Consider the following 18573-nt stretch of genomic DNA (forward strand, 5'->3'; position numbering starts at 1 on the left):
GCCATGCCCACACCACCCGTCGCGGCATGCACCAGCACCGACTCGCCCGACCGCAGATCCGCCAGCTCCACCAGCCCGTAGTACGCCGTGAGGAAGACCAGCGGTACGGAGGCGGCCTCGGTGAAGGACCACGCGTCCGGCATCCGCACCAGGGTGCGGCGGTCGGCGACGGCGACGGGCGCGTAGGCACCGGTCACCAGGCCCATGACCCGGTCGCCGACGGTGAGTCCGGTGACGTCGGGGCCCACTTCGAGGACCACACCGGCGGCTTCCCAGCCGAGTCCGGCGAGGCTCTCGACCATGCCGAGGGCGACGACGACGTCACGGAAGTTCAGGCCCGCGGCACGGATGCCGATCCGGACCTCGCCCGCCTCCAGCGGGCGCAGCGCCTCCGGCCGGGGCGCGAGCGCCAGTCCGTCCAGGGTGCCGTCGCCGCTCGCCTCCAGACGCCAGGCCGGCTCGCCCGCCGGCGCCACCAGGACGCCGTCCTCGGCCGCACGCGCCAGGCGCGGGACGCGCAGTGCTCCGTCCCTGACGGCGAGCTGCGGCTCGCCGGAGGCCAGTGCGGCCGTGAGCGCGTCGGCCGCTTCGCCGACGGCGGTGTCGAGGTCGACGAGGACGAACCGGTCGGGGTTCTCCGACTGCGCCGAGCGCACCAGACCCCACACCGCGGCCTGCGCCGGATCCACCGGCTCCGCCGGACCCGTCCGCACAGCACCGCGCGTCACGAGCACCAGCCGGGCACCCGCGAAGGCGTCCTCGGCCAGCCACTCCTTGACCGAGGTCAGGGCGGTGGCCGTGGTGGTGCGCACGTCGCCGCCGACCGGGACGGTCAGGACCACGTGGTCGGGGCGGCCCGCGGTGTCCACCGCCGCGGCGAGGGCGCCGAGGTCGTGGTGGCCGGTGAGCCCGGTGACGGGTGTGCCGACGGTGACCGCCGTGGCGGTGTTCCCGTCGCCGGCCGGGAGGTTCTCCCAGCCGACCCGGTAGAGGTGGGTGGCCGTGTCGGCCGTCTCCGCGAGGAAGGCCGCGGGCACGGCCCGCACGTCGAGCCGGGCGACCGAGAGGACGGGCTGTCCGGCGCCGTCCGCCGCGTCGAGGGCGAGGGCGTCGGGGCCGTCCGGAGTCAGCCGGACGCGCAGGGAGGTGGCGCCGGTCGCGGTCAGGGACACGTCCTGGAAGGCGAACGGCAGGCGCAGTTCGCCGGAGCCGGAGCCCGCGACGTAGGGGTGGAGGGCGGCGTCGAGCAGCACCGGGTGCAGCCCGTAGCCCTCGGCACCGGTGCCGTCGGCGAGCGCGATCTCCGCGAAGACCGTGTCGTCGCGGCGCCACACCGCCCGCACGGCACGGAAGGAGGGGCCGTACTCGTAGCCGGCGTCCGCCAGCTCGTCGTAGGCCGTGTCGAAGGGGACCGGGGTCGCGCCGGCGGGCGGCCAGGCGGTCGCCCAGTCCTGGCCCGCGGCGGGCGCCCGCGAGGTGACGCCGACGGCGCCGGAGGCGTGGCGGACCCATTCGGCGGTGGCGTCCGTACGGGAGAACACCTTGACCGTACGGGCCGGTTCGGCGCCGGTGACGACGACCTGGATCTGCAGGTCGCCCGCGTCGGGCAGGACGACGGGAGACTCGAAGGTCAGCTCGTCGACGTGGTCGCAGCCGATCTGGTCGGCCACGTCGAGCACGAGGTCGAGCAGTGCGGTGCCGGGCACGATCAGGCGGCCGCCCATGCGGTGGTCGGCCAGCCAGGGCAGGTCGTTCACCGACAGGCGTCCGGTCGCGACGGCGCCGTCGTCGCCCGCGACGTCGAGGACCGCGCGGAGCATCGGGTGGGCCGTCGGGCGCAGACCGGCGGAGGCGACGTCGGCCTCCTGGCCGCCGGCGAGCCAGCTGCGGCGGCGGTCGAAGGCGTAGGTGGGCAGGTCGACGGAGGTGCCGTCGCCCGCCAGGGCGGCCCAGTCGACGGGCACGCCGGCCGTGAACGTCTCGGCCAGGCAGCCGAGCAGCGCCTCGTCCTCGGCGCGGTCGCGGCTGTACAGGGCGGCCACGGTGGCGGCCTCGCCGTCGAGGCTCTGCTTCGCCATCGCGGACAGGACGGCCCTCGGGCCGACCTCCACGTACACCGACATCTGGCGGTCGTGGAGTTCGCGTACGGCCGTGTGGAACATGACCGGCTTGCGGATCTGCTCCAGCCAGTACGCGGGCTCCGCCCAGCCGGCGGTGACGCCGGTGCCGATCAGGTCCGTGACGTGGGAGAGGCGCGGCTCGTGGAAGGTCAGCGCGGCGAGCTCGTCGGCGAACTCGGCGAGCATCGGCTCCATGAGCGGCGAGTGGAAGGCGTGGCTGACGGTGAGCCGCTTGGTGCGCCGGCCGAGGTCCTGCCAGTGGGCGGCGACGGCGAGGCAGGTGTCCTCGTCGCCGGAGACGACCACGCTCTCCGGGCCGTTGACGGCCGCGATGCCGACCAGGTCCTCCTTGCCCGCGACGGTGGGCAGGACCTCGTCGAGGGAGGCGGCGATCGCGACCATCGCGCCGCGGGCCTCCAGGGCCTGCATCAGCCGTCCCCGGGCGGTGACCATGCGCGCCGCGTCGGCCGTCGACCAGACGCCGGCCACGTGGGCGGCGGCGATCTCGCCGACGGAGTGCCCGGCGATCTCGTCCGGGTGGACGCCCAGGGAGCCGAGCAGGGCGAAGGCGGCGACCTGGTAGGCGAAGAGCGCGGGCTGGGTGTAGCAGGTCTCGTTGAGGAGCGCCGCGTCGGCGCTGTCCGGCGCGGCCCACATGACCTCGCGCAGGGGCCGTTCCAGGTGCGCGTCGAGTGCGGCGCACACCTCGTCGAACGCCTCGGCGAAGACGGGGAAGGCGGCGTACAGCTCCTGGCCCATTCCGGTGCGCTGGCCGCCCTGTCCGGTGAACAGGAAGGCGGTCTGGGCGACGGAGCGGGCGCGGCCGGTCACCACGGGGGCGGCGGCGGTGCCGTCGCGGAGTGCCGCGAGTCCGGCGAGCAGTTCGTCGCGGCCGCGGCCGGTGACGACCGCGCGGTGCTGGAACAGGGACCGGGTGCGGGCCAGCGAGTACGACACGTCGGCGGGGCGCAGGGAGGCGTCGCCCTCGGCGCGCTCGTGCAGGCGGGCCGCCTGGGCGCGCAGGGACGTCTCGCCGTGTGCGCTGAGCACCCAGGGGAGCAGTCGTTCCCCGGCGGGCTCGGCCGGTTCCGCCGGGCGGTCCGCGGGCTCCGCGTCGGGGGTCCCCGGCAGTCCTTCGAGGATGACGTGGGCGTTGGTGCCGCTGATGCCGAAGGACGACACGGCGGCCCGGCGCGGCCGGTCGACCTCGGGCCACGGGGTGGTCCGGTCCAGCGGGCAGACGGTCCCGGAGGACCAGTCGACGTGCGGGGACGGGGCGTCGAGGTGGAGGATGCCCGGCAGGACGCCCTGGTGCATCGCGATGACCATCTTGATGACGCCGGCGACACCGGCGGCGGCCTGCGTGTGCCCGATGTTGGACTTCACCGAGCCGAGCCACAGCGGCTGCTCCGGGGAGTGCCCGGTGCCGTAGGTCGCGAGGAGGGCCTCGGCCTCGATCGGGTCGCCGAGCGCCGTGCCGGTGCCGTGCGCCTCGACGGCGTCGACCGCGTCGGGCGAGAGACCCGCACCCGACAGAGCCTGGCGGATGACCCGCTCCTGCGCCGGACCGTTGGGCGCGGTCAGACCGTTGCTCGCACCGTCCTGGTTCACCGCGCTGCCCCGGACCACGGCCAGCACCCGGTGCCCGTTGCGCCGGGCGTCCGACAGCCGCTCCAGGAGCAGCATGCCCACGCCCTCGGCGAAGGCCGTTCCGTTGGCGGCGGCGGAGAAGGGCTTGCAGCGGCCGTCGACGGCGAGGCCGTTCTGGCGGCTGAACTCCACGATGGTGCCGGGGCGGGACATCATGGTGACGCCGCCGGCCAGGGCGAGCGAGCACTCGCCGCGGCGCAGGGCCTGCACGGCGAGGTGCAGGGCGACCAGCGACGACGAGCAGGCGGTGTCGACGGACAGCGCGGGCCCGTTGAAGCCGAACGTGTAGGCGATGCGGCCGGACGCCACGCTGGTCTGGAAGCCGGTGAGGAGGTGTCCGTCGGTGCCGCCGACCGGCTGGTCGAGGCGGGGGCCGTAGTCGCTCGCCATCACGCCGACGAAGACGCCGGTGTCGGAGCCGCGCAGGGCGGCCGGGTCGATCCCGGCCCGCTCGACGGTCTCCCAGCTGGTCTCCAGGAGGAGCCGCTGCTGCGGGTCCATGGCCAGCGCCTCGCGGGGGCTGATGCCGAAGAAGCCGGCGTCGAACTCGTCGGCGTCGTGCAGGAATCCGCCGCGGCGGACGTAGGTGGTGCCGGAGTTGTCGGGGCCGAAGAGGGCGTCCAGGTCCCAGCCGCGGTTGGTGGGGAACTCGCTGGTGGCGTCGGTGCCGTCCATGACGAGGCGCCACAGCTCCTCGGGGGAGGTCACCCCGCCGGGGTAGCGGCAGCCCATCGCGACGATCGCGACGGCGTCGTCGTCGGACGCGGGTCCCGCGGCAGGCTGCGTGGTGGCGGCGGTCGCCGGCAGGGCGGCGGTCCGCAGCCGCTCGTGCAGGTGGTCGGCGAGCCGCCGCGGCGTCGGGTGGTCGAAGACGAGGGTGGTGCCCAGGGGGAGACCGGTCGCGGCGGAGAGCCGGCCGCGCAGCTCGACCGTGCCGAGCGAGTCGAGGCCGAGTTCCTTGAACGTGAGGGCGGCGTCGATCCCGTGGCCGCCGGACTCGCCGAGGATGACGGCGGTGGTGTCGACGATCAGGCGGAGGAGCTCCCGGGCGGACCGGACGGCCACCGGCGCGGCCTCCACGGCGCCGGCGGACGGCTCTCCGTGGCCGGCGAGCCAGTACCGCTCGCGCTGGAAGGCGTAGGTCGGCAGGTCGGTGGGGAGCGCCCCGGCGACCCGGCCCAGGGTGGTGCGGTCGACGCCCGCGCCGTGGACGTACGCCTCCGCGAGCGCGGCGCGCAGCCGTTCGGCGCCGCCGTCGCCGCGCCGCAGCGTGCCGACGGCGGCGGCGGTCAGGCCGGCCTCCTCGGCGGACTCCTCGATGCCGCCCACGAGCACCGGGTGCGGGCTGCACTCGACGAAGGTGCGGCAGCCCAGGTCCAGGGCGGTGCGCGTGGCCTGGGCGAAGAGCACGGTCCGGCGCAGGTTGCGGAACCAGTACTCGGCGTCGAGGCCGGCGGTGTCGATCGGCTCGCCGGTGACGGTGGAGACGAAGACGGTGTCGGTGGAGACGGGGCGGACGGGGGCCAGTTCGCGGAGGATCTCCTCGCGGAGCTCCTCGACGGCCGCCGAGTGGGAGGCGTAGTCGATCGGGAGGAGCTTGGTGCGGAGTCCGGCCTCCTCGAAGGCGCCGGCGGCGGTGGCGAGCGACGCGGCGGGGCCGGAGACGACCACCGAGCGGGGGCCGTTGACGACGGCGACCGACACGTCGGGGGTGTGCGCGGCCAGCGTGCGGGTGACCTCGTCGAGCGGTGCGGCGACGGACATCATGCCGCCGCCGCGGCCGCCCAGACGGACGATGGCCCGGGCCCGCAGCGCGACGACGCGGGCGGCGTCGGCGAGGGACAGGGCGCCGGCGACGGTGGCGGCGGCGATCTCGCCCTGCGAGTGGCCGATGACCGCGTGCGGTACGAGGCCCTGGGCGCGCCACTGCTCGGCGAGGGCGACCATCACGGCCCACAGGGCGGGCTGGACGACGTCGAGGCGGTCGAGGCCGGGGGCGCCGGGGGTCCGGCGCACCACGTCGAGCAGGTCGTAGTCGACGTACGGGGCGAGGGCCTGGGCGCACTCGGCGATCCGCGCGGCGAAGACCGGGGACTCGTCGAGCAGGGCGGCGGCCATCTCGGGCCATTCGGAGCCCTGGCCGGGGAAGACGAGGGCGGTGCGGCCGGGCACGGCGACGCCTTCGACGAGGCCCGCTTCGGCGCGGCTCCCGGCGAGGGCGTGGAGCGCGGCGAGCCGGGTGTCCTGGTCGGTGCCGAGGACGACGGCCCGGTGCTCGAACTCCTCGCGGGTGTCGACCAGGGACCGCGCGATGTCGGCCGGGTCGGTGCCGGGGTGGTCCGCCAGGTGGCGGGCGAGTGCCTCGGCCTGGCCGCGGAGGGCCGGGGCGGAGCGGGCGGACAGCACCCAGGGGGCGGTGGCGTCGGCGGGCGCGGCGTCGGCCGACGGGGCGTCGACGGGCGCGTGCGCGGCGGCTTCGGCGGGGGGCTCGGCGAGCACGAGGTGGCAGTTGGTGCCGCCCATGCCGAAGGAGCTCACGCCGGCCACCAGCCGGTCCTGGGATCGGGGCCAGTCCTGGTTCTCGACGGCCACGCGCAGGCCGAGCTCGTCGAGGGGGATGCGCGGGTGCGGCTCCCGGAAGTTGAGGCTGGGGGCGACCCTGCGGTGGCTGATGCTGAGGACGACCTTGAGGAGTCCGGCGATGCCGGCCGCGCCTTCGAGGTGGCCGATGTTCGTCTTCGCCGAGCCGACGACGAGCCGGGTGTCGCCGGCGCGGCCGCCGCCCAGGGCGGCGCCGAGCGCGGCGGCCTCGACGGGGTCGCCGACGGGGGTGCCGGGGCCGTGCAGTTCGACGTACTGGATGTCCTCGGGGCGCAGTCCGGCGCGCTCGCACGCGGCGCGGATGACGTCCTCCTGCGCGCGGGGGCTGGGCACGGTCAGGCCGTCGCCGCCGCCGTCGTTGTTGACGGCGCCGCCGAGGATGACGCTGTGGACGCGGTCGCCGTCGGCGAGGGCCGCGGAGAGCGGCTTGAGGACGACGACGGCGCCGCCCTCGCCGCGGACGTAGCCGTTGGCCCGGCTGTCGAAGGCGTAGCAGCGTCCGTCGGGGGAGAGGGCGCCGAAGCGGCCGATGGTGTCGGTGGTCTCGGGCAGCAGGTTGAGGTTGACGCCGGCGGCGAGCGCGACGGTCGTCTCGCCGCGGCGCAGGCTCTCGCAGGCCGCCTGGACGGCGACGAGCGAGGACGACTGGCCGGAGTCGACGGTCATGCTGGGGCCGCGCAGACCGAGCGCGTAGGAGACGCGGTTGGCGAGGATGCCGCGCTGAATGCCCGTCAGGGTGTAGGCGCTGGCGGCCTCTTCGCCCTGGCGGTCGTGCAGGGTGGCGTAGTCGCCGTTGATGGCGCCGACGAAGACGCCGGTGGCGCTGTCGCGCAGCCGGGAGGGGACGATCCTGGCGTCCTCCAGGGCCTGCCAGGCGAGTTCGAGGGTGAGGCGCTGCTGCGGGTCCATCGCGGCCGCCTCGAAGGGCGAGACGTCGAAGAACGCGGCGTCGAAGGCGTCGACCTCGTCGATGAAGCCCGCTCGCCGGTGGCCGGCGGCCGTACCGGCGGGCCAGCGGCTCTCCGGGGCCTCGGTGACGGCCTCACGGCCCTCGCTCAGCAGCCGCCAGTAGGCGTGGGGGTCGGCGGCGCCGGGGAGCCGGCAGGCGATGCCGACGATGGCTATCGGCTCGTCCGCCGCGGACCGGTCCTGGAGGGGGTTCATCGATGCGTCCATTTACAGCGTCACCTCGGGCTCAACCACGCGAAAACGCCACGAAAGGGCGATGTCGCCGCCGTCTGTTTCATCGGGAGTACGGGAAGGAGGAATGCCGGAAAGGCGGAAGACACCGCGGTGCCGCTCCGGGGAGGGCGGCCGGGTTCTTCCGGTCAGTTCCGATGCGCCGCCGCGCCGGCGGTGATGGTGGGAGAACCGCTGTGGGTGGAGTACGAGCAGGCGCTCAGGAACAGCGGGATGTGCAGGTCCGAGGAGTCCCCCGCGTACCGCACGGAGAGGATGACCTCGGTGTGAAGGGCCTCGGTGCCCTGCTCGCGGAAGTACTCCGCGGTGGCGAAGACGAGCCGGTAGACCCCCCGGGGCAGGCGGCGGGGTCCGGACCAGCCGGCTCTCCCCTCACCGTCCGTCCGGGCTCGCGCCACGCAGGGCCAGACGCCGTGTTCCTGGGCGCACAGGGAGATCGCCAGATCCGGTACGGGCCGACCGGTGGTGGAGTCGAACACACGGACCGAGATACTCATGGCATCTCAGCTTCGCGTGCGTCAGCTCCAGATGATTTCGTTGTTCGGGGTGGCGCCAATGAAACCGAACATCGAAGCGAAGTACGAAAACATGTTGAACTCCTCTTTTCCGAGGACCTGGAAACCGGATGTTCCGAGTCGACGCATCCAGTTCTACGAGGTCCCCTTCTCAACGTCCTACCAGATCGCTATCACGCGCCGGACGGGGTCATCCGACGGCGCAGACCGTGTATCCGCGGGGAGTGACCACCACCGGAAGTTCCTGCCGTTCGAGGATCTCCTCGCCGGAGAACGCGATGGTGATGTGGCTGTAGAAGGGCCGCAGGCCGAGCGTCGTGAAGTACCGGGCGGTCTCCAGCGTCAGCAGGAACGCCCCGGGCACGTCCCGGGGGTCCACCGCGCAGTCGGCGCGCCCGTCCGCACCGGTGATCCCGTTCCACACCGGCTGCCAGCGGTCCAGGTCGAACCGTTCGAGCCGGATCGGCAACCCGTCGACGGGCTGTCCGTTCGTCCCGTCGGTGACGGACACGTCGACATTCACCTTGCACCGGCCTCTTCCCTGGGTTGCGGACGCCACGGCCCCTCGGGCGGACCCGGGGGCCCACCGTCGCCCGTCTCTCTACCGGGCCGCTATCTCCGCGCTTTCACCCCACCGCCGCGATGCCGTCGAGCACCCGCAGGGCCCGGTCCCGCCAGCCGACGGCGTCCATCCGCTCGAACACCTCCAGGGCCGCGGCGAGGTGCTCCCGCGCCCGGCCGTAATACCGCTGGTCGGCGGTCACCTCGCCCAGCGCGAGCCGTATCCGTCCGACGGCCATCCGCTCGTCGGCCCGGTCCGCGATCACCATGGCGCGCTCCAGCATCTCGATCGCGTCGTCGTGCGCCCCCTGCCGGTGCCGGGCCGTCGCCAGACCCCGCAGGGCGTACGCCTCGCCCACCTGGTCACCGGCCGCCCGGATGCTCTCCATGGCCTCGCTGAAGGCGTGTTCGGCCTCGGCGACATCGCCCGTCTCCAGGTGCGCCTCGCCCAGCCGGCACAGAATCTGCGCGCGTATACGAAGGCCGCCGGAGCGCTCCACCGCCGCGAGCGCGGCCTCCAGCGTCTGCTTCGCCTCGCGCACCAGACCGCGCTCCAGGCGGATCTTCGCCATGTTGTTGAGGACGTGTGCCTCGGCCGTCGGGTCGTCGGCCTGGACGAGCAGGGCCAGCGCCTCCTCGTACCCCTCCATCGCCGCGTCGTGATGCCCCCGGACCTGGTCGACGAAGGCGAGGTTGCGCCGTGCCAGCGCCTCCCCGTGCGGGTCGCCGACCTCCCGGAACAGGTCCCGCGCCACGGTCAGCCGGCCGGCGGCCTCGTCCAGCCGGTACTGGAACATGTGCAGCGAGCCCAGCGAGTACAGCATCGCCGCCCGGCCGCGCCGGTTGCCGTTGCGCTGGGTGATCGCCAGGGCGATCTCGTGCGTGGTGCGCCAGTCGTCGAAGTAGTTCCGGTTCTCGAACATCGCGACCGACGTCAGCGCGAGATCCCAGCAGAGTTCGTCCAGACCGGCGGCGGCGGCCTGCCGGACCACCGTGATGAGGCTGCCGCGCTCGGCGTCGAACCAGGCCACCGGATCGGCGACCTCCCGGTCGACGACCCACCGGTCGAGCGGGCGCCGCGGGGCGTCGCCGTGGATGGCGTGCTCCCCTCCGTACACCCGGCGGTGGGCCTCCTCCAGGAGGTGCAGCCAGGTGCTGAGCACCCGGGAGAGCACGGCCGCGCGCTGGACGGTGCTCTCCTTCTCCGCGAGGCACTCCTGCGAGTAGACCCGGACCAGGTCGTGCAGCCGGTAGCGGGCCCGCAGGCCGTCGATCAGCTCGACGTCGACGAGCTGCGCGTCGACCAGGAGCTCCAGGGTGTCCTCGGCCGTCGCCACGTCGAGGTCGAGCAGCGGCGCCGCGACCCACGAGGAGAAGTCCGTGGCCTCCAGCATGGAGAGCCTGCGGAAGAGACACTGCGCCTCGGCGGGCAGCCCCTGGTAGGCGAGGGCGAGGCTGGCGCGGACGCCGACCCCGCCGTGCGTGAGCTCGTTGAGGCGCCGCTGCTCGTCGTGCAGGCGCGCCACCATGTGGCCGAGGGTCCAGTGCTGCCGGGCGGCCAGCCGGGCGGCCACCACCCGCAGGGCCAGCGCGAGGCCGCCGCACAGCTCGATCAGCTCCAGGGCGTGCGGGAGGTCGGCCTCGACCCGCTCGGCGCCGAGGATGCGGGAGAGCAGCTGGAGCGCCTGGTCGGTGGTGAAGACGTTCAGCTGGACGGCGTGGGTGCCCTCCAGGCCGGTGAGGCGGGACCGGCTGGTCACCAGGACCGGGCAGGAGCAGGAGCCGGGCAGCAGCCAGCGCACCTGCGCCTCGTCGATCGCGTCGTCGAGGACGATGAGGACGCGCCGGTCGGCGATGTGGTTGCGGAAGAGTTCCGCGCGCTCCTCGACGCTGTCCGGGATGGCCGTGCCGGGCACGCCGAGGCTGCGCAGGAAGCGTTCGAGGATCTGGGTGGGCGGTACGGGCTGGGCGGACGGGCCCCGCAGTTTCGCGAACAGCTGCCCGTCGGGATAGCGGTCGGCCAGCAGGTGCCCCAGGTGCACGGCGAGGGTCGTCTTGCCGACGCCGCCCTTTCCCGTGACGGAGAGGATCCGCAGACCGTACGAGTCGCCCGCGTCGGTCTCCAGGACCTCGCGGAGCCGGGCGACCATGGCGTCCCGGCCGGTGAAGTCGGCGATGGCGCCCGGCAGCAGGCGGGGCACCCCGGACCCCTCGGCGGCGGGGGCGGGCGCGGGCGGCGGCGCGGGCGCGGGCGGCGGCGGGAGCGTGGTGTCCAGCTCCCCGGAGAGGATCGCCTCCTCCAGCCGGCGCAGCTCCTCGCCCGGCTCGATGCCGAGTTCGTCGACCAGGACCTGGCGTCCGGCGCGGTACGCCTCCAGCGCCTCGGCCTGCCGGCCCGACCGGTACAGGGCCGTCATGAGCTGGGCCCGCAGGTGCTCGCGCAGCGGGTTCTGCATGACCAGGTCGATCAGCTGCTCGACGAGCTGCTGGTGCTGGCCCAGCGCGAGCTGGACGTCCACCCACTGCTCGACCACGGCGAGGCGCTGCTCGTTGAGCCGGGCGGCGGGCGCCTGGAGCGCGGTCCGCAGGGCGCCGTTGTCGATGTGGATGTCGCCGCGCCACAGGGACAGTGCCTCGGCGAAGACGGCATCGGCCTCCGCGTACCGGCCGGCCTCCGCGGCGGCGCGTCCGGCCAGTGCGAGACGGTCGAAGACGCGCAGGTCGAGGTCGTCGTCGGCGATCTCGGCGACGTACCCGGGCGGGCGGGTGTGGATGACGTCCGTCAGCCCGACCTTCGCCAGGTTGGCCCGCACCATGGAGACGCAGATCTGGATCTGGCCGCGCGCGGTGGACGGCGGGGCGTCACCCCACACGGCGTCCACCAGCCGCTCGGTCGGTACGACGCGGTTGGCCTCCATCAGCAGGAGCGCCAGCATGATGCGCTGGCGCTCGGCGGTGATGAGCACGGAGCCTTCCGGACCGACGACTTCCAGCGGCCCGAGCATGCGAAATCGCATGCCCCCTCCCCCCCATGGGAACGGCATTCGGATGCGCCGCCAGGCCCTGCGCGAACGCTCCACCACAGTACGTCTCGGCCATGATCATCTGAACTAAGCCATGGCAAAGATTCCTGAGTTACTGCTGGTCAGCATCGATTTCCGAGGGGGAAGTGGTCCGTTATTACCGAACTGCCCTCCCTGTGTAACGGGAGTTCATCCCCCATTCATGGCTGGATATGTCCCCACGTCGCGAGGAACCGAAGCGGCGACGCAGACGACGAAATCCCCATGGTGCGAGAGCGACATCTCCACCCGGTCGATGTCCGCCTCGTCGGCGATGCTCCGGGCCCGGCCACGCAGGGTCACTTTCGGCGCGCCCCAGCGGTCGCCGACGACCTCGATGTCACGCCAGCCCAGCCCCTGACCGAGACCGCGCCCGAGGACCTTCGCCGTCGCCTCCTTCGCACAGAACCGCCCGGCGAGCCGCTCGACGACCCGCGGGCCCGACAGCGCGTCGGCCTCCGCCAGTTCGGATTCCGTGAAGACCAGCGTGCGGTAGCGCTCGTGCCGCGCCACACGCGAGAAGCGCTCGATGCTCAGCAGGTCGACGCCCACCCTCACGACGCACCCCCCGCACCTGCGCGGATACGGGCGGCGATCGCCCTGCGCCGCTCCTCGTGCTCCGCCATCGACCGCTCGTACTCGTCGGCGTCCTGCGTCCAGTAACAGGAGCTGCGCCACTCGCCGGCGGTGAAGGAGTCGTGCGAGCAGCGGACTTGGGCCTGCTCCGCGAGCCCCTCGGCGGACACCAGCATGGTGTTGTGCACCAGGACCTGGTTGATCACCGTCCGCATGTTGAGCTCCTCCCGGATGTACCGGTGCATGGCCCCGACGGCTGCCGCTCCGTAACCGCCGCGGTAGCGCGGCAGCACGCCGAACGACAGCTCACAGCTCCGGGACCGCCAGTCGATCGAGGTGATCCAGGCGAAACCCAGCGTCCTGCCGTCGGGATGGCACATCGCGTACATCCGCTTGACGCGGTGCTCCCCCTCGATCGTCCGGGTCTGGTTGACGACGAGAGCAGCGTCACTCGACACCACCGCAAAGTCCGTCAGGTTCGCCTGGAAGCGCTGCTCGCGCAGCAGGGCGGTACGTTCGGGAATGTCCGCTTCGGTGAAATGCCGAATCGTGGGTGTGATCATCACAGCTCCCTGAAAGTGCCGGCGGTACGGCTCAGCAGGACCCAGGCGTGGTGCTCGCGCACACCGCACCGTACGAGGATCCGGTCGTCCGGCCGCGGTTCGTCGTGCCGAAGTGCCCTGTGCAGCTCCGGCCAGCCGCCGCAGGCGCCCGGACCGGAGAAGACGTGGTCGCTGTCGGGGACCGGCCCGCCCTCGCCCCGGCCGAGGACCCGCAGCGGGCCGTCCCCGGTGCCGAAGCGGAGCGCGACGGCGGTCAGCCGCTCGGGCAGCGCGCCGGCCAGGGCGAACAGCGGCTGGTCGAGGACCACGGCCGTCGCCCCGTCGGCGGCCCACCAGGACACGAGGTCCACGACGGCGGCGCCGCCCAGGTCGCCGAGATGGGTGATCCCCATGTCCTCGGTGACCTCCCAGCCCCGCTCGTGGACGAGCCGGGGCAGCGCCGCGCTGAGCGTGTCCCGGTCGGCGCCGGAGTGCACCAGGACAAGGGGCTGCGGCCCCGGCGGCGGCCCCAGCGCCCTCAGCGCGGTCTCGACGATGTCCTCGCCGTCCGCCCGCGCGGTGAGCATGCGCAGGTCGTCCACCGGCATGCCGCTGTGCTCGGCCACCGACGAGAGGTACCCGGCGAGCAGCCCGCCGTCCGCCTCCCCGTCCGCCGCGTCCCATCCGCCGAACATCCCGGCCATGCCGTCGGCGGCCTGCGACCCCCCGGCGTCGCAGTAGCGGGGGGAATCCTCCACGGCGACCGCGAGGGCGTCGATCGACAGCACCGGTGCGCCGGGGTTCACGAGGCGGCCCCCGCCCGCTGGGCCGTACGCCGCAGATGGCCGTCGGCGATGTGCACGCGCTGCATGTTGCCGGTGCCCTCCATGAACTCGAAGCCGTACGCGTCCCTCGCCCACTTCTCCAGGAACGGGTCCGCCACCAGGCCGCCGGGGCCCAGGACCGCGGCCGCCCAGTGCGCGACCGCCACCGGCAGCCGGCTGCCGGTGAGCTTGGCCATCGACGGCAGCGCCCGCGGATCGGGATCGCGGTCCACCTCGGCCGCCGCCCGGTACGCCACCTCCCTGGCCGCCTCGGCCCGCGCCCGCAGCACCTCGCCGCCCGGGGCCTCCGGAGCCAGCTCGCGCACCCGGTCGAGCATGGCCAGCGCCGTGCCGACCGCCATCGCGCCGACCTGGATCCGCACGTTGTTGAAAGTCTGCAGAGCCCCCCACAGACCACGCCGGGACACCGGAAGGTGCTGCCCGAGCACGTGGTCCTCGGAGAGCGGGACCCCGTCGAACGCGATCTCGCTCAGATACGCCCCGCGCAGCCCGAGGGTGTCGAGCCGCCGGCCGTTCCAGCCCTCGGCCGGCCGTTCCACCAGCACCGCGCGGATCGACAGGGGGGAAGGCCCGGTCCGGGCGAAGACCACACCGATCCCGGCCCGGGCCGCGTTGCCGATGTACCGCTTCCGGCCGGTCAGCGCCAGACCGTCCGGGCGCCGCTCCAGCCTGCTCTCCATGGCCGTGGCGTCACTGCCGTGCGCCTCCTCCGTCATGGCGAAGAACGTCCTCGTCCGGCCGTCGGCGACCCGGGCGTGGAAGAGGTCGCGCTGCTCCGCGCTGCCCAGGGCGTCCACGACGATCCCGGCCAGCGCCGGGCCCGGGGCGCCCAGCAGCGTGCCCGCGTCCCCGCGCGCCAGCTCCAGCGTGGCCACGACCCGCTCCAGGCACGTACCGCCGTACCCCTTCAGGAGCTCCGGCACCTCACCGGCACCGCGCCGGTCCTCGGGCTCCGCCGCCGCCCTGATGAGCGCCGCGGCGGCCGATCCCGCCGGCAGCGCGACGCCCTCCGGGTCGGCGTCGACGGCCAGCGCGTGCTCCCGCAGCTCCACGGCCACCTCGGCCACACCGGCCCGCAGGGCACTCAGCCGCGCGTCCGAGTCGACCAGCCCCGGGCCGCGCCCGCCTGCCGTCCCGCCGAAACCGCCGTCCATCCGTACGCCCCGTCCCGGGGCGTCCGCCCCCGCCGCCGTCACGATGCGTCCTCCGTCACCTCGACGACGGCCGCCTGGAAGTACGCGCCCATGCCCTGGGCGGCCAGCACGCACCGCATGCCGGGCTTCAGCCGACCGGTCCGGTCGGCGTGGTCGAGCGCCGTCAGGGCGTCCACCCCGAAGGTGTGGCCCTGGTCGGGCAGCAGGTCCAGGTACACCCGCTCCATCGGGATGCCGAGACCGCCGCTGACCGCGCGCCAGACGAACGCGTTCGACATGTGCGGCATGATCCAGTCCACGTCGTCGCGGCCCAGGCCGGCCCGCTCCAGGGCCTCGTCGATCACGCGCACCATGCCCTCGACACAGGCCGTCCCGAACTCGCGGGTCTCCTCGGTGCTCATCCGCAGATTGCGGTGGAACCTCGCGTCGCGCACCGCGGCGCCGCTCAGGTAGCGGTAGCGGCCCTGGTGCGGGCCGCCCTCGCGGCCCATGACGACGGCCGCCGCCGCGTCCCCGCACACCACGAACCCGGGGATGATGCGGGACATGTCCCCCATGCTTCCCTGGTCGCCGCCCAACACGAGCACGGTCTCCGCCGGTCCGGCCTCCGGCCGCCGCAGAAACCGCTCGGCCAGGTCGGCGCCGCGCAGCACCGAGGCGCAGTTGATCCGGGAGATCCCGTAGACCGGCACGCCCGGCAGCTCCAGCCGCTCCCGTACGCGGGAGACGAACTCGTCGTGGTGGCCGAAGGGCTGCACCAGCAGCGTGTGCCCGTAGAGCACGAGATCCGCCCGCCGGCCGCCGAGCGCCTCGCGCCCCGCGTCGAGCAGCAGCTCCAACAGGCTCTCGCCCTCGGCGAGCGACGGGCTCGTCCGCAGACCGAAGATCCGCGTGAACAGGCGCCGTTCGGCCCGTGGGCGGTCGTACCGCGCCAGGATCTCGTCGACCGAGTCCCGCCGGTCCGGCACACGCGCGGCCACCCGGGACATCGTGATCGTCACGCTCGGGCTCCCGCCTGCGGTGCGCGTCCGGCGGTCACGCCGCCGCTTTCCGCTGCTGGTTCATCACGTACTCCGACAGGCTTCCGAACGACCGGAACACATCGGCGTCCAGCTCGTCCGGGTCGATCTCCAGACCGATCGTGTCCTCAAGGCTCATCAGCAGCTCCAGGACGCTCGTCGAGTCCAACGCGAGATCCTCGAACAGCCGGGTCTCGGGAAGCAGTTCGCCGACCTCGCGGTTGAGCACCGCTTCCAGCGAGATCCTGATGTGCTCGGCGACCTTCTGCTCGTCCATGGCACGTCCTCCGCATGGCTGGGATGATGGTGGAATGGGGGCGCTGCACGCGCGGAGTGAACCGCCCGGCGCATTCCCCGCGAATCAGGGACACACCCGAGGCGATTCCCCTCCGGAGAGGGCGAAGAAGAATTCATAGGCGGGCCGGAATTACGATCGCCCGGGCCACGGGAAGAACACTCACCGAGCCGCGGCGACAGAGAGACCCGCACCCGTCACATTAGTCTTCCCGCCCTCTTGTTCCCCCGGTCCGCCGGTGACAGCTTCTTCCCGTCCGTTCCCTGCCAAAGCGGCCCGGGGTCCCGGCACTCACACCTCCGTCAGCCGCCCGGCCAGCGCCGCCAGCGGCCTGACGCCGCCGAGGTCGCGTACGCCGAGGCCCGTCCATCCGCCGTCGTGGAGGACCTCCAGGACGCGGGGCGCGCGCAGCAGCCGGCCACCGGCGGCGACGTAGCCGGCCGTCGGGTCGACGGTGTCCAGGCCGTTGACCCGGCCGACGGCCGCGACGAGCGCCGCCGCGGCCGCGGGACGGACCGCGGGCTCCGGGGCGCCGGGGGACGTGGCCGGGGCCGCGCCGTGGGGTGCGGGCGCGGAGGCGGGTGCCGGGGCGGGCGCGGGGAAGTCCAGTACCCGCGTGATCTCGCTCAGCGGGCGGTCCACCGCCTCGTCCGCGTGCGCCACGATCAGCTCCTCGTAGCCGCGCAGGAAGCGCTCGACGTCGTCGGCAGGCAGCACCGAACCGGCCGCCCGCAGGGCGACGGTGACCCCGTCGGCCCACTCGTGGATACGGAAGTAGGCGTCGGAGCCGGACCGGGCCCACGCCTCCGGCTCGGGGTTGCGGACCAGTCGCGTCCGGGTGGTGCCGCAGGAACGGGGCGCGTAGTTGAGGAAGTTGAGTTCGGTCTCGACACGGACCTCGGCGCCCCGCCGGGCCCCCTCCTCGGCGAGCAGCTCCAGGGTCTCGTCGTACGCCGTCCCCGGCAGGCCCTTCGCCCGCTCCAGGGCGTCGGCGGTGCGCCGGACGATCTCGGAGAAGGCGGGGTCGTCCGCGAGGTCGACGGCCGTGAGCAGCGGGGCGAACATGCAGGTCAGGACGTCCATGCTGGCGTCGCCGTCGCGGTGGCTGGTGAACAGCCAGAACGGGACGCGGCGGCCGCCGGTCCAGGCGGCGGCCGTCGCCGCGAACGCCGCGAGGTGGACCGCCGAGGGCCACACCCTGCAGCGGGCCGCGACCGCGCGGGAGGCGGGCAGCAGCCGGGGCGAGGTGAGGGCCGCGCTGCCGGCGGCGGGGGGTGCGGCGGCCGGCTCGCGGCGGGCGGCGAAGAGGTCCGCGGGGAGCCGCGCGATCTCCTCCCGCCAGGGCCCGGTCCGGTCCGCGTGGGCCGGACCGGTGGCGGCCCCTTCGGCGGCGGCCAGCTCGGCGGGCTGGGTGAGCACGGCGGGCAGCTGCGCGGGCCGGCCCGCGACGGCTCCGGCGAGCAGCGCCGCCAGTTCGGTGAGGAACGTGTCGATGCTCCAGTCGTCGAAGGCCACGTGGTTGAGGACCAGGACGAGCCGCCTCGGCACCCCGGCCGCCGTGACGAGGCAGGCCCGGACCGGCCAGTCGGCGGCCAGGTCGAAGTCCTCCTGCGTGCACTGCCGGACGGCCTCGGCGGGCGACGGCGTCCCGTCGGCCTCGACCGTCGCCTGGCGCACGGGCAGGGCGGCCGGCGGGTGGATCCGCTGCTCGGGCAGGCCGTCGGCGCCGATCGGGAAGGTGGTCCGCAGCGCCTCGTGGCGGCGGACCAGGTAGTTCAGGGCCGCCTTGATCCGGACCGGCGCGATGCCCTCGGGCAGCGGCGGATCGAGCACGATGTGCGTGTCGTGGCGGCTGCCGGGCGGAAGCTGATGGTGGTGCAGCCAGAAGTACCGCTGTCCGCGGCCCAGCCGCGCGCTCTTCGCCATTGGCCTTCGATCCTCCGTACTCGCGCGGGACACCACCGTCGATGATGGTCGACCGCGCTGTTCCGACATACCGAGGTCCGCTGTCACCAAAAGGACGGCGAAAAGCTGTCAGCGGGCCGGGTGGACCGCGGCCCGTGAATTCCTTGACAGCACCCTCCGGGATTCGCCAGCCTTCAATGCATCGGCCGCCGGACGAAACATCCGGTGGCGGTAACACAGTTAAGCCGTGCCGGCGCTTCCCCCGATATTCGACCCCGTCTTTCCGGGCGGGTTCTCATCGGACGGAAAAAGCCGGGTGGCTATTTCATGAAGTAATTCAACGGAGGTGAACACCATGACGAAGGCTGCGACGAAGGCCGCGACCAAGGCTGCCACGAAGGCTGCCACCAAGGCCGCGACCAAGGCTGCGACCAAGGCCGCCACGAAGGCTGCGACCAAGGCTGCGACCAAGGCCGCCACGAAGGCCGCCACCAAGGCCGCGTGACACCCCGGCATGGCGCCGCCCGT

General features: G+C 73.8%; 12 protein-coding genes. 1 reads left to right on the plus strand and 11 read right to left on the minus strand.

The window, feature by feature from the left end:
- The 11 genes from ACFVZH_RS23195 to ACFVZH_RS23245 all read right to left on the minus strand — a co-directional run.
- A partial coding sequence (locus tag ACFVZH_RS23195) for a beta-ketoacyl synthase N-terminal-like domain-containing protein (protein WP_384899804.1) occupies nucleotides 1-7547 on the minus strand: 7547 nt, incomplete at its 3' end.
- 152 nt (nucleotides 7548-7699) lie between these two features.
- Complete coding sequence (locus tag ACFVZH_RS23200; protein WP_384899806.1) at nucleotides 7700-8068, minus strand: hydroxyisourate hydrolase; 369 nt, start codon at nucleotides 8066-8068, stop codon at nucleotides 7700-7702.
- 208 nt (nucleotides 8069-8276) lie between these two features.
- Nucleotides 8277-8597: a hydroxyisourate hydrolase gene (locus tag ACFVZH_RS23205; protein ID WP_384899807.1), complete on the minus strand. Its 321-nt coding sequence runs from the start codon at nucleotides 8595-8597 to the stop codon at nucleotides 8277-8279.
- A gap of 115 nt (nucleotides 8598-8712) precedes the next feature.
- Nucleotides 8713-11664, minus strand: a complete 2952-nt coding sequence (locus ACFVZH_RS23210) for a BTAD domain-containing putative transcriptional regulator (protein ID WP_384899809.1) — start codon at nucleotides 11662-11664, stop codon at nucleotides 8713-8715.
- Nucleotides 11665-11859: 195 nt separating this feature from the next.
- The gene (gene acpS, locus ACFVZH_RS23215) at nucleotides 11860-12261 is read right to left on the minus strand and encodes a holo-ACP synthase (RefSeq protein ID WP_384899811.1); all 402 of its coding nucleotides are present in this window, start codon (nucleotides 12259-12261) and stop codon (nucleotides 11860-11862) included.
- A 2-nt stretch (nucleotides 12262-12263) separates the two neighbouring features.
- Nucleotides 12264-12848, minus strand: coding sequence for a GNAT family N-acetyltransferase (locus ACFVZH_RS23220; protein WP_384899813.1), 585 nt, complete (start codon nucleotides 12846-12848; stop codon nucleotides 12264-12266).
- Nucleotides 12848-13633, minus strand: coding sequence for a hypothetical protein (locus ACFVZH_RS23225; protein WP_384899815.1), 786 nt, complete (start codon nucleotides 13631-13633; stop codon nucleotides 12848-12850). Before ACFVZH_RS23225 ends, ACFVZH_RS23220 begins: the two co-directional genes overlap by 1 nt.
- On the minus strand, nucleotides 13630-14868 hold the full coding sequence (locus ACFVZH_RS23230; RefSeq protein WP_384899817.1) for an acyl-CoA dehydrogenase family protein: 1239 nt from the start codon (nucleotides 14866-14868) through the stop codon (nucleotides 13630-13632). The genes ACFVZH_RS23225 and ACFVZH_RS23230 overlap by 4 nt, the downstream gene beginning before the upstream one ends.
- Nucleotides 14865-15827, minus strand: coding sequence for a 3-oxoacyl-[acyl-carrier-protein] synthase III C-terminal domain-containing protein (locus tag ACFVZH_RS23235; protein WP_384899819.1), 963 nt, complete (start codon nucleotides 15825-15827; stop codon nucleotides 14865-14867). The genes ACFVZH_RS23230 and ACFVZH_RS23235 overlap by 4 nt, the downstream gene beginning before the upstream one ends.
- Nucleotides 15828-15861: 34 nt before the next feature.
- Nucleotides 15862-16122, minus strand: a complete 261-nt coding sequence (locus tag ACFVZH_RS23240; RefSeq protein WP_384899822.1) for an acyl carrier protein — start codon at nucleotides 16120-16122, stop codon at nucleotides 15862-15864.
- A 309-nt stretch (nucleotides 16123-16431) separates the two neighbouring features.
- Nucleotides 16432-18066, minus strand: a complete 1635-nt coding sequence (locus tag ACFVZH_RS23245) for a condensation domain-containing protein (RefSeq protein ID WP_384899824.1) — start codon at nucleotides 18064-18066, stop codon at nucleotides 16432-16434.
- A 334-nt stretch (nucleotides 18067-18400) separates the two neighbouring features.
- Between ACFVZH_RS23245 and ACFVZH_RS23250 the strand changes: the two genes are divergently transcribed.
- Nucleotides 18401-18550, plus strand: a complete 150-nt coding sequence (locus tag ACFVZH_RS23250) for a hypothetical protein (RefSeq protein WP_384899825.1) — start codon at nucleotides 18401-18403, stop codon at nucleotides 18548-18550.
- Nucleotides 18551-18573 lie beyond the last annotated feature (23 nt).

The sequence above is a fragment of the Streptomyces sp. NPDC059534 genome (genome assembly GCF_042743475.1).
Lineage (GTDB): Bacteria > Actinomycetota > Actinomycetes > Streptomycetales > Streptomycetaceae > Streptomyces.

Excerpts from the sequence above, each read along its gene's own strand:
- ACFVZH_RS23220 (WP_384899813.1), bottom strand. The coding sequence starts at position 12,848 with ATGATCACACCCACGATTCGGCATTTCACCGAAGCGGACATTCCCGAA.
- ACFVZH_RS23245 (WP_384899824.1), bottom strand. The coding sequence starts at position 18,066 with ATGGCGAAGAGCGCGCGGCTGGGCCGCGGACAGCGGTACTTCTGGCTG.
- ACFVZH_RS23240 (WP_384899822.1), bottom strand. The coding sequence starts at position 16,122 with ATGGACGAGCAGAAGGTCGCCGAGCACATCAGGATCTCGCTGGAAGCG.
- ACFVZH_RS23250 (WP_384899825.1), top strand. The coding sequence starts at position 18,401 with ATGACGAAGGCTGCGACGAAGGCCGCGACCAAGGCTGCCACGAAGGCT.
- ACFVZH_RS23210 (WP_384899809.1), bottom strand. The coding sequence starts at position 11,664 with ATGCGATTTCGCATGCTCGGGCCGCTGGAAGTCGTCGGTCCGGAAGGC.
- ACFVZH_RS23200 (WP_384899806.1), bottom strand. The coding sequence starts at position 8,068 with ATGAGTATCTCGGTCCGTGTGTTCGACTCCACCACCGGTCGGCCCGTA.